10 protein-coding genes and 2 pseudogenes are annotated in these 10,978 nt (G+C 40.5%); 9 read left to right on the plus strand and 3 right to left on the minus strand.

All coding sequences use genetic code 11. The features are described 5' to 3' along the window. Positions 1-121: 121 nt before the first annotated feature. Both QZ106_RS07030 and QZ106_RS07035 read right to left on the minus strand, forming a co-directional pair. Positions 122-622 carry a DDE-type integrase/transposase/recombinase gene (locus QZ106_RS07030; RefSeq protein ID WP_295975942.1) on the minus strand — a complete coding sequence of 167 codons (501 nt, stop codon included), beginning with the start codon at positions 620-622 and terminating at the stop codon, positions 122-124. A 161-nt stretch (positions 623-783) separates the two neighbouring features. Further along, the gene (locus QZ106_RS07035; RefSeq protein WP_295975945.1) at positions 784-984 is read right to left on the minus strand and encodes a transposase; all 201 of its coding nucleotides are present in this window, start codon (positions 982-984) and stop codon (positions 784-786) included. A 64-nt stretch (positions 985-1,048) separates the two neighbouring features. Between QZ106_RS07035 and QZ106_RS07040 the strand changes: the two are divergent. Beyond that, positions 1,049-1,234 (plus strand): annotated as a pseudogene (locus QZ106_RS07040) (DDE transposase); the annotation flags it as partial. A 305-nt stretch (positions 1,235-1,539) separates the two neighbouring features. On the opposite strand, the gene QZ106_RS07045 reads toward QZ106_RS07040, so the two are convergent. Beyond that, positions 1,540-2,559 (minus strand): branched-chain amino acid aminotransferase, encoded by a 1,020-nt coding sequence (locus QZ106_RS07045; protein WP_295975947.1) that lies wholly within the window; start codon positions 2,557-2,559, stop codon positions 1,540-1,542. Between the two features lie 455 nt (positions 2,560-3,014). On the opposite strand from QZ106_RS07045, the gene QZ106_RS07050 reads away from it, so the two are divergent. The 8 genes and pseudogenes from QZ106_RS07050 to QZ106_RS07085 all read left to right on the plus strand — a co-directional run. Next, complete coding sequence (locus tag QZ106_RS07050) at positions 3,015-3,920, plus strand: transcriptional regulator GcvA (RefSeq protein WP_295975948.1); 906 nt, start codon at positions 3,015-3,017, stop codon at positions 3,918-3,920. After that, a complete protein-coding gene (gene rlmM / locus QZ106_RS07055; RefSeq protein ID WP_295975950.1) occupies positions 3,913-5,010 on the plus strand; it encodes a 23S rRNA (cytidine(2498)-2'-O)-methyltransferase RlmM in 1,098 nt (365 codons plus the stop codon). Before QZ106_RS07050 ends, rlmM begins: the two co-directional genes overlap by 8 nt. Positions 5,011-5,128: 118 nt before the next feature. Next, a complete protein-coding gene (gene nrdR / locus QZ106_RS07060) occupies positions 5,129-5,581 on the plus strand; it encodes a transcriptional regulator NrdR (RefSeq protein ID WP_295975952.1) in 453 nt (150 codons plus the stop codon). After that, on the plus strand, positions 5,581-6,705 hold the full coding sequence (ribD, locus tag QZ106_RS07065) for a bifunctional diaminohydroxyphosphoribosylaminopyrimidine deaminase/5-amino-6-(5-phosphoribosylamino)uracil reductase RibD (protein WP_295975953.1): 1,125 nt from the start codon (positions 5,581-5,583) through the stop codon (positions 6,703-6,705). The genes nrdR and ribD overlap by 1 nt, the downstream gene beginning before the upstream one ends. A gap of 7 nt (positions 6,706-6,712) precedes the next feature. Next, positions 6,713-7,726, plus strand: coding sequence for an outer membrane-stress sensor serine endopeptidase DegS (degS, locus tag QZ106_RS07070; protein ID WP_295975955.1), 1,014 nt, complete (start codon positions 6,713-6,715; stop codon positions 7,724-7,726). 11 nt (positions 7,727-7,737) lie between these two features. Then, positions 7,738-8,334, plus strand: coding sequence for a 5'-deoxynucleotidase (gene yfbR, locus QZ106_RS07075; protein ID WP_295975956.1), 597 nt, complete (start codon positions 7,738-7,740; stop codon positions 8,332-8,334). Between the two features lie 144 nt (positions 8,335-8,478). Next, a pseudogene (locus tag QZ106_RS07080) lies at positions 8,479-9,800 on the plus strand (IS3 family transposase). A 263-nt stretch (positions 9,801-10,063) separates the two neighbouring features. Continuing rightward, positions 10,064-10,978: retron St85 family RNA-directed DNA polymerase (locus QZ106_RS07085; protein WP_295975958.1), on the plus strand; the 915-nt coding region annotated here is incomplete at its 3' end.

A 10,978-nucleotide genomic window follows, 5' to 3' on the forward strand; every position in this document is an offset into this window, starting at 1 on the left:
AACTACGGAACCAACGCTCCATTGGAGCATTATCCCAACAGTTACCTCGGCGACTCATACTTTGGGTTAAACCATAGCCTTGCACCGTTTTGTAAAATACCTTGCTACCATAAATACTGCCTTAGTCTGAATGGAAAATTATTTTCGCCATCTTTTTGACATTCAGCATCGCGTGATGCAAAGCGTCTACAACTAATTCGCTGTCATGATGACGGCTCAGCTTCCAGCCCACTACTTGGCGGTTGCAGAGATTAATCACCACCGCTAAATAGCACCAAATCCCATTGACTTTAAGATAGGTCGTATCGCCACAAAACACAGTTGTATCAGCATTCGGTGTAAACTCACGGTTCAAATGATTGGCAAAAATCTGTCCATTCTCTTTATTTCGATTTTGCCATTTTTGCGGCTGTTTGCTGAATAATCCCTGCTGTTTCATTAATTTTCTGACCAAATATGGCCCAACAAAGATGCTTTTCCGTTTCAATAAATCTCTCAATGTCCGCTTGCCTGCCGAGCCTCGACTTTCGACAAACAGCGATTTGATTTCTACCGAAAGTGCGGTGTGTTTTTGTGGCGTTTTTACCACTTTACATTGGGCATAATAAGCACTCTCAGACACCTCAAACAGCGCACAAAGTCGTTTGATTTCGCGCGATTTTAACGTCGTGATGGCTTGATATTTTGCCTCTCGAGAGGCATTAAAATCGCGGTAGCCTTTTTTAGAATGAGCTTATCTTCTTCCAATTCTTTGATGCGTTTTTCCAACTCGTAAATGCGCTGTTATTCGGGGGAAATCGGTTTGCCGCCGGGTAAGATATAACCTTGATTCTCCGCTTCAACTTGGCTTATCCAACGACGCAATGCTGTTTCACCGATGTCTAATTCTCGACAGGCTTGTGAAACCGAATAACCTCGTTCTTGAATCAACCTAACCGCTTCAGCTTTGAACTCCGAGCTGAAAAAACGTCTTGCTCTTTTCATTATAAAATCCTCTTGTTGATGATATTTTACCACCTATTGAGGACTGCGGGATTAGTGTACCACTACAAATGTCCTCAAACGTTGTCTATGGGTTCTACCATTCAAAGAATGGGTTGGTTATTGGCAGGGTAATCATCGCGAAGGTGAGCTTCTCGGTATGAAAGCCTTTGCCCCCGAAGAGATTTCACAAAACTACTTCAAGCAATTAGAAGAACAAATGAAATATGGTGAAATTCTATTAGCTGCGTAACTTGCAACACGCTTAGAGATATTTCGTCAGATTTAAACAGAAAGGAATAACTAGCTTACCAAAATGAAGGTTGAGCGGACTTGTTACGCCTAAATCAACGGAAAATGGAGAATTTGCGTGAAAAATGATGATGTTGTTAGTAGGATTTCAGGAAAAATAAATGCCTTTTACAAGATCATCTCGGAAAGGCATTTAATTTATAATGCGACGTTAGTCAATTTTCGGTCTTTGTGCAACTGCTACATAATACCGAAATAGTTTTTAATCCACCGCACTTTTTCTTTTCGGTATTTTTTAATGTCTCACTACTCGACTTTCACAATCCAGCCTTCCGGCGCTTCGACATCGCCAAATTGAATGCCGGTGAGCTCGTCATAAAGGCGTTTAGTAATTGGGCCAACTTCAGTTTCTGAATAGAAAACGTGGAAATCATCGCCATATTGAATGCCGCCGATAGGTGAAATAACCGCGGCTGTTCCACAAGCGCCAGCTTCGGCGAATTTATCGAGTTCATTGATATAGACGTCGCCTTCAATGGTTTCCATGCCTAAACGTTCTTTGGCTAAGTGAAGCAAGGAATATTTGGTAATACTTGGCAAAATGGAGTCTGAACGTGGTGTGATAAATTTATTATCGCGCGTAATGCCGAAAAAGTTTGCCGCGCCAACTTCTTCAATTTTGGTATGGGTTTTCGGATCAAGATAAATGGCATCGGCAAATTTGCGTTTTGCGGCAAGTTCGTGTGGTAATAGGCTTGCTGCGTAGTTTCCGCCGACTTTGACGCCACCGGTGCCATGCGGTGCAGCACGGTCATAATCGGTTACCAAGAAATTAGACGGTTTCATGCCACCTTTGAAATAAGCACCAACCGGACAACAGAAGACACAGAAAAGGTATTCCGGTGCAGGGCGTACGCCGATATTTTCGCCAACGCCAATAACAAATGGACGCAAATAAAGTGTGGCACCGGTACCATAAGGAGCCACCCATTTTTCGTTAGCTTTCACCACTTCTTTACAGGCGCGAATAAATAATTCTGTTGGCACTTGTGGCATTAACAGGCGATCACAGGTGTTTTGCATACGTTTCGCATTTTGATCCGGACGGAAAAGGTTGATTGACCCGTCTTTGCAACGGTACGCTTTTAAGCCTTCGAAACATTGTTGTCCGTAATGCAGTGCAGTAGAACCTTCGTGAATATGTAATGTGCTATCTGTCGTTAATTCACCGTTGTCCCATTTGCCGTCTTTCCAACGGGCGATAAAACGATAATCTGTTTTGATATAACTGAATCCGAGATTTTTCCAATCAAGTAAGTCTGACATGCTATTTCCTTAATATATTTCGATTAAATCGTTTTTAATCTACACCATTCCATTTGGATTGAAAATATTTTCATCGTAAAAATCGCTGAATTTTTGAAATAATAACGGCATTGTTTTTGGCGTTTTGTGAACTGGCGCAAGAAATAAACGGCTAACTATGGTAGAATTTGCATAAAAAACACCGCTCTTTTGCGGAGCGGTGTCTGGCGAAAATGGCCGAATATACAGGAAATGAAAAGAAAGTGTAACTTTCGTTACTCACGTTTGGAAAAACCAAACAATATGCAAACACAACATCATACTTAATTGAAAATCTTAACAAAGAAGAAATCACGACTTAAGTATGGTTTCATTCTAAGTAGAATGCGCATAATGGGCAAAAGAGATTTTTTTATCAAACTGATTAAAAAAAATAATCTGATTGTTTTCTAAAAAATGAATCACTGAGAAATACTATGTATAAACGTTTGCCACCTTTAAATTCGCTCAAAGCATTTGAATCTGCTGCCCGATTTTTAAGTTTCACAAAAGCGGCAGATGAATTGTTTGTGACTCAAGCGGCGATTAGCCATCAAATCAAACTGCTGGAGGATTTCTTAGGCGTTGCATTATTTAAACGCAAAAATCGTGCGCTGGAATTAACGGATTTTGGCAAAGCCTATTATGCCGACATCACGAAAATCCTACACCGTTTGGTTGAGGCAACGGATAAATTGCTGGCCTTAAAAAATGATAAACATTTAACCATCAGCGTGCCGCAAACCTTCGGTATTCAGTGGTTAGTGCCACGTTTGAGCGAATTTAATAAATTGTATCCCGACATTGAAGTACGCTTAAAAGGCGTCGATCAAGATGAAGGCTTGCTTAGCCAAGATATTGATATTGCGATTTATTACGGCAAAGGCAACTGGGATAACTTACAAGTGGATCGTTTGGTGGAAGAAGATTTACTGGTGCTTGCCGCACCGAAATTATTGGCACAAAAACCGATTCATCAGCCGCAGGATTTAAAACATCATACCTTGTTGCATATTCATACCCGCGATAATTGGCAACATATGGCAAATTATTTGGCATTGGAAGAATTGAATATTCAGCAAGGTCCAATCTTTAGTCATACGTTCATGGCGTTGCAAGCGGCAATTCATGAACAAGGCATCGTGCTTGCCAATCGTATTTTAGCGCAACAAGAGTTGGACAACGGAAATTTACAACCGGTATTTGATACCCATTTGCGGGATCCGAAATCCTTTTATGTGGTCAATCATTTAGATAACAGCAATGATGAGCGCATTGTGGCGTTCCGTTCCTGGATTATTCAAACCATTAATCAAGAAGAAAATAAACAAGAAAATGAATAAGTTGGCATTATATTGTCGGATGGGATTTGAGCGCGAGTTGGCAGCGGAAATCACCGATAAAGCAGCAGAAAAAGGCGTCTTTGGCTTCGCCCGTGTGACTGAAAACAGCGGCTATGTAATTTTTGAATGTTATCAGCCTGGCGAAGCGGATTTATTAGCGCGAGAATTGCCCTTTCAACAACTGATTTTTGCCCGTCAAATGATCGTGGTTTCCGATTTGCTGACGGATTTACCACAACAGGATCGCATCACACCGATTCTTCAACAATATCAACAGATTGCGGAGATCATTCCATTAAAAAATAGCAATGAATTATGGGTAGAAACTGCAGATACGAATGAAGCCAAAGAATTACTTGGATTTTGCCGTAAATTCACTGTGCCACTGCGCCAAGCGTTGAAAAAGCAAGGCTGGCTAAATGCAAAAAGTAACTTAAAGAGCGGTCTGACATTGCATGTTTTTTTCTTACAAAATAATACTTGTTATGTGGGCTACTCTTACAATCACAATCATTCTGCGCATTTAATGGGGATTCAACGTTTAAAATTCCCGGCAGATGCGCCAAGTCGTTCGACATTAAAATTGGAAGAGGCGATTTTGAGTTTTATTCCTCGCCAAAAAGAAGCAGAATTGCTTAACGAAACCATGTATGCCGTAGATCTCGGCGCTTGCCCGGGCGGTTGGACATATCAGTTAGTGAAACGTGGTTTATTTGTATATGCCATCGATCACGGCAAAATGGCAGCCAGTCTGCATGATACGGGGCGAATTGAACATTGCGCGGAAGACGGTTTTAAGTTTCAGCCGCCGAAACGACGTAAAATTGATTGGCTGGTGTGCGACATGGTGGAACAGCCAAGCCGAATTGCCGAGTTAATGGTGAAATGGCTGTTGAACGGTTGGTGTCATAGCATGATCTTTAATTTGAAGCTGCCGATGAAAAAACGCTATGCGGAAGTACAACAATGTCTGCAATTCATTGCGGATAAATTGTCGCAGCAAGGGTTAAAATTCCAGTTACAGGCAAAACACCTGTATCATGATCGGGAAGAAATCACGGTTTACTTGCGTTTGCTCTCGGCATCGTGAAATCGACCTAAAAAAGGTTGTTTTTATCCCGCACGTTGTGCCAATCATGTGTAAAATACTGGGACAATTTACGCCAAAGTGCGGTTGTTTTTTTCGCTATTTATGATGGGAGACAAGTATGCGTTGTCCTTTTTGTTCAACAGAAGAAACCAAAGTGATCGACAGTCGTTTAGTTTCTGACGGTTTTCAGGTGCGTCGCCGCAGAGAGTGCGGTCAGTGCCACGAACGTTTTACGACCTTTGAAACGGCAGAATTGATTGTGCCGAAAGTGATTAAAAATAATGGTAATCGAGAGCCGTTTAATGAAGATAAATTACGTCGTGGTATTCAACATGCCTTGGAAAAACGCCCTGTGAGTGCGGACGATGTGGAAAAAGCCATTAGCCGTATTATTCACAAATTGCGGGCGACCGGTGAGCGCGAAGTGCCGAGTCAACTGGTGGGCACGTTAGTCATGGAAGAATTAAAGAATTTAGATAAAGTGGCGTATATCCGTTTTGCCTCTGTCTATTTGAGTTTTGATAACATCAACCAATTTAGCCAAGAAATCGAAAACTTAAAGGATCATTGATGAACGAACCATTTAGCCCGCAAGATGTTGCTTTTATGCAACTGGCGCTTGATTTAGCCAAACAGGGCGAATTCACTACAACGCCAAATCCTTCCGTGGGCTGTGTTTTGGTGAAAGATGGCAAGGTGGTCGGCAAAGGATTTCATGTGAAAGCCGGTGAGCCACACGCAGAAGTCATGGCATTACGTGAAGCCGGTGAAAATGCCCGTGGTGCAACAGCTTATGTCACCTTAGAGCCTTGTTCGCATTTTGGGCGTACGCCGCCTTGTGCGAAAGGCTTGGTTGAAGCCGGCGTGAGTAAATTGATTGCGGCGATGTGCGATCCGAACCCACAAGTCGCTGGTAAAGGGCTACAGATTTTAAGCGACGCAGGCATTCAAAGTGCGGTGGGATTATTAGAAGAAAATGCCGAACAGCTGAATAAAGGCTTTTTAAAACGCATGCGTACCGGCAAGCCTTTCGTACAGTTAAAACTGGCCATGAGTATTGATGGCAAAACTGCCATGGCAAGTGGCGAAAGCAAATGGATTACCGGCGCGCAGGCAAGGGCGGATGTACAGCAATATCGCGCCAAGGCTTCCGCGATCTTATCGACTTCACAAACGGTGCTGGCGGATGATCCCAGCTTAAATGTACGTTGGGAAGAATTGCCGCTTGACGTAAAAGCCGGCTATGCCCAAGAAAAATTACGCCAACCGGTGCGTGTGATTTTGGATTCTAGCCATAAAGTGCGGTCGGATTTTAAGGTGTTTTTAACGGAATCACCGGTTTGGTTGGTGGGCGAAGATGATTATTCACTTACAGATTTTCCGCACTTTACGGATTATTTAAAATTAGACAGAAATCAAGGCGAAACGCACTTGCAGGCATTGATGGCAGAGTTAGGCAAGCGTCAAATTAACACCCTTTGGGTGGAAGCCGGCGCGACTTTAGCAGGTGCATTAATTGCTGAAAATCTGGTGGATGAACTAATTATTTACATGGCGCCAAAATTACTAGGCGATCAAGCTAGAGATTTATGCCATTTGCCTAATTTAACGCAACTTGCCGATGCGCCTTTATGGCAACTGCAATCTTGCGAACCTGTCGGCGATGATCTCAAATTAATTTATATAAGAAAATGAGGAACTGATGCTAAAGAAACTCTTTCATTCGGTGATTATCGGCTTGGCTTCTGCTGCCGTGATTTTGTATGTCATGCCTAAAATCACTGACTCTCAACATGATGTTGCTTCCTATCGGGATGCTGTGCGTATTGCCTCGCCTGCTGTGGTGAATGTTTATAATCAAGCCTTTACTTCCTCTTCCTCTCAATTTCAAGTGAATAACTTGGGGTCCGGCGTGATCATGTCGAAAGACGGCTACATTCTGACTAATAAGCACGTGATTCAAAATGCCGATCAGATTGTGGTGGCATTGCAAAATGGCAATATTTTTGATGCGGCATTAATTGGTTCGGATGCGTTAACGGATTTAGCCGTATTGAAAATTAAAGCAGACAATTTATCCACGATTCCACAAAACCCCAATCGACCTGTGCATGTGGGCGATGTGGCGTTAGCTATTGGTAATCCATACAATTTGGGGCAAAGTGTGTCGCAAGGGATTGTTAGTGCGGTAGGGCGTAGTGCAGTCGGTGAAGCGCTAGGCCGCCAAAACTTTATCCAAACTGATGCCTCCATTAACCGAGGTAATTCCGGCGGTGCGTTAATTAATTCTGCCGGTGAGCTATTGGGTATCAGCACGTTGAGTATCGGCAAAACCGCCAATGAAATTGCAGAAGGCTTAAATTTTGCGATTCCTATTGATTTAGCCAATGATGTCATGAAAAAAATTATTCGTGATGGACGTGTTATTCGTGGTTATTTCGGTGTACAAACGGATATTTTATTTAGCAATGGGCAAGGGGCATCTTCGCAAGGTGTGCTCATCACCAGCATTATTCCGAATAGCCCGGCAGCAAAAGCCGGGTTACAGGCAGGCGATATTATTCTGAAAATCAATGAGGTCGAGGCACGTTCGCCGGCAGACATGATGAAACTTATCGCGGATGTGCGTCCTAATACACAGGTTCAGGTTGAAATTTCCCGCTTGGGTCAAGTGTATAAGATTCCTGTGGTTATCGAAGAATATACTTTTAATTAATGGACTGTGGCATGGAACAAATTAAAACCAGTCATTTTTTCGCCTGTTTAGATCGCTTAAGATTGATTCAGCGCTGGTCGCTCATGCGCAATATTGAACGAGAAAATTTGGCGGAACACAGCTTGCAGGTGGCTTTTGTTGCTCATGCGTTGGCGCTCATTAAAAACCGTTTTTACGGTGCCCAACTCAATGCGGATCGTATTGCTGTCATGGCGATGTATCACGACACATCAGAAATCTTTACCGGTGATTTACCTACCCCGATTAAGTATTTTAACGAGGAGATCACGCATGCCTATAAACAAATTGAAACGGCGGCTGAGTTGCATTTAATGAGTTTACTGCCGGAAGCATTACAAGCCGATTTTTTACCCTACTTGGATACTCAATGTTTTGCTGAGGAAGAAAAGCATATTGTGAAACAGGCGGATTTAATTTGTGCTTATATTAAGGTGAAATTTGAGCTGGAAAACGGCAATCAGGAATTTAAATCGGCAAAAGTGCGGTTAGAAAAATTGATGGATCAATGGCAAAGCCCGGAAATGAATTATTTTTTGCAGGTGTTTGTACCGAGTTTCGGCAAATCCATTGATGAAATTGCGTTGTAAATTTTTTTATTGCTTTTCTTCGGTATTATGTAGCAGTTGCACAAATATTTAACCGATTGAAAACATTAAAATCCCTATTGAAATTTTTAATCTGCACCCCAAAAGTTAGACTACCCTTCTAACTGATTAAGGTACAGATTTTTCATGACTAAATATAATCAACTTTTCAAACAACAAGTCGTGAATTTCTATTTCGAACATCACGAAAATCTTGCTTTCACATTGAAGCATTTCAACTTAGCGGCAAAAACCGTTAGATATTGGATTGCACAATATAAATATCCAGGCACTAATGGATTAGCGGTATTACACCGCAAAAGACTTTACTCTCCTGAATTTAAACATAGTGTTGTTCAATCCATTCTCTCTGGTGGATTTTCGATGGAAAATGCTGCGCTTTACTTTGGTATTGCTAGTAGTGGAACCATTAGTCAATGGTTGAAAGCCTTTCGGAAAAACGGTATAAATCGCTTCCACCCCAAACCCAAAGGTCGCTCAAGTATGAAACCCAAATACTCTAAAATGCCTCCACCACCCAAAACAGAAGAAGAACGTTTACGCCTACGCATCCTTGAGTTAGAAGCAAGAGGTTGCTTTTCTAAAAAAGTTGGACGAAATAATCAAGAGGGACGAAGCCAAACGACAGAAGCAGTCCAAAGTTTGAGAGAGCATTATCCGTTAGAAATACTTTTGCCTATAGCAAAATTAGCTCGAAGTACCTTCTTCTATCATCACCAATCCAAACCTGATAGAGATAGCACACTAAAAGTCCGAATTCGTGATATTAAGCAGGCAGAGCCTAATTATGGTTATCAGCGACTGAGTGCGAAGCAAGTGGGGTAAACCATAAGCGCGTACAACGCTTGATTCAAGAAATGGGTTTACAAGTTTGCACGAAGAAACAGCGTAAATATAGTCCATATAAAGGTGAACAGGGCAAAATTGCACTGAACCTGTTACAACGGGATTTTAGCGCGAGTAAACCGAATGATAAGTATTTGACAGATATTACCAAATTTAGAGTGAAAGACGAAAAGCTCTATTTTTCCCCGATTTTAGATTGCTTTAATAATGAGCTGATTGCTTACGGGTTAAGTCGTCACCCAAATGGCATATTAGTGCAAGAAATGCTGTTACAAGCGGTGGAAAAATTGCCGAGAAATGCGAATTTGATATTACATTCAGACCAAGGAATCCATTATCAAATGTCTAGCTATCAACACCTATTAGCGAAAAATAGGATTTCTCAAAGTATGTCGCGAAAAGGAAATTGTTTGGATAATGCGGCAATGGAAAGCTTTTTTGGGCGAATGAAAACAGAGTGTTTTCATGGAAAATCGTTTACTAGCATTGATGAACTTGAAAAGGTTATCAATGATTATGTACGGTACTATAATGAAGAACGAATCCAATTAAAATTAAAAGTACTGAGCCCGATACAATATCGAAAGCAGTCCTTTAAATAACAGTCTAACTTTTTGGGGTCAGATCATTTTAAATTTGCCGAAAACCTAGGAAGTTGTTATACTCGGAAGACCTTTTAGCGTATGTCTATGAAAGCTTAGCTTTGGTTCGGTGTTTAGCCGCAACGTATTTATATTGGGCAGATAAGGGTTGCGAGACAAATGTCAAGCAACTCTGAATAAGTTGCTTGACATTTGTCTCGCTTCCATTAGTAAAAGGTTAAGGGGCTAAGGCCCCTTTTTTTATATACAATAGAGAGTATCTAATGAAATCCAATCGGAAATTTGAGCTATTTTATAAATTACACGAAGGCGAAAGATTTTCTTCTAAACTTAATGACTTGATAGCTCTTACACCTACAGCTCCTATATCTTATAAAGTTTATTCTATACCCAAGAAAAAAGGGGGGCGTAGGACAATAGCTCACCCGGCCAAAAAACTAAAAGAAATACAAAAAAAACTCTTAGAATTACTACAATTACAAATTCATAAATCTGCCTATGCATATAGAAAAGGAAGGAATATTGCTCAAAACGCAGAAACTCATAAAGAAAATAAATTCCTATTAAAATTAGATTTTCATGATTTCTTTAATAGTATAAATAACATTATCTTCACTAGGTATCTAGATAAAATAGGTATTCATTATAATGAGGATGATAAATGGTTAATTAATCATATTTTTTTCTGGAATCCTAATAAAAAAGACAATTCACACCAAAAACTTATATTAAGCGTAGGGGCTCCAAGCTCACCTACAATATCGAATGCCGTCATGTATTTCTTTGATAAAGAAATAGAAGAATACTGCGAATCAAAATCAATGAAATATAGTAGATATGCTGATGATATATCAATTAGTGGGAATGATAAAAATGAATTAAAATCTATAATTCCAGTTATTCGAGAAAAACTTAATGAGTTGTTTAATGGAAGAATTATATTAAACGAATTAAAAACAGTTATCATATCACCTGGCTATAATAAATTTGTTACAGGCATTACGCTTACTTCACAAGGGAGTATATCCATTGGTAGGAAACGTAAAAGATATATTTTTAGCCTAGTTTATAAATATAAGATAAACGAGTTATCTAAAGATTTAATACCTCGTTTAAAAGGATTGCTAGTATTCTCTAAAAATATAGAACCTTCATTTATAGTTAGGTTAGAATTAAAA

This window comes from uncultured Aggregatibacter sp., assembly GCF_901873365.1.
Classification (GTDB): domain Bacteria; phylum Pseudomonadota; class Gammaproteobacteria; order Enterobacterales; family Pasteurellaceae; genus Aggregatibacter.